This is a genomic window from Oleiphilus sp. HI0132 (genome assembly GCF_001635845.1).
In genome coordinates this window covers 1-427 of sequence record NZ_LWGJ01000608.1, presented here as the reverse complement: position 1 = coordinate 427, position 427 = coordinate 1, and the positions used below count along the sequence as shown (strand labels likewise).

General features: G+C 48.9%; 1 protein-coding gene. It reads right to left on the bottom strand.

The features are described from left to right. Window positions 1–427: M48 family metalloprotease (locus tag A3766_RS07435; protein WP_156508764.1), on the bottom strand; the 427-nt coding region annotated here is incomplete at both ends.

The following is a 427-nucleotide window of genomic DNA, read 5'->3' as shown; positions in this document are numbered from 1 at the left end:
GAGCGCCATGATGCACAACTTGTGACTGGGCAGTGGCACCACCAATCAAACTCAAGGCCTCACCAATACCATTGGGGTTTCGGGTAAACTGCACTGCAGAGGCGTCGGCCAAAAACTCTCTCTGACGGCTTACAGCAGACTTTATGATCATGCCAAATAACTGGCCAATCGAGCCAAGTAGCCATAGGCACAAACCAAATGCAAACAGGCCCGCAACCACGCCGCCATTATTTCGGCCATGACCATAGCTACGATAGCGACGCCCTCGTTGACTCGTCATACGCATCACCATATGACCACTTTCACTAATCATTAGAATGCCATGCAAGACAACCAGTAACTTCATGTTCAGGCGCATATCGCCATTAAGAACATGGCTAAATTCGTGAGCAATAACTCCCTGCAGCTGATCTCGGTTAAAAGTATC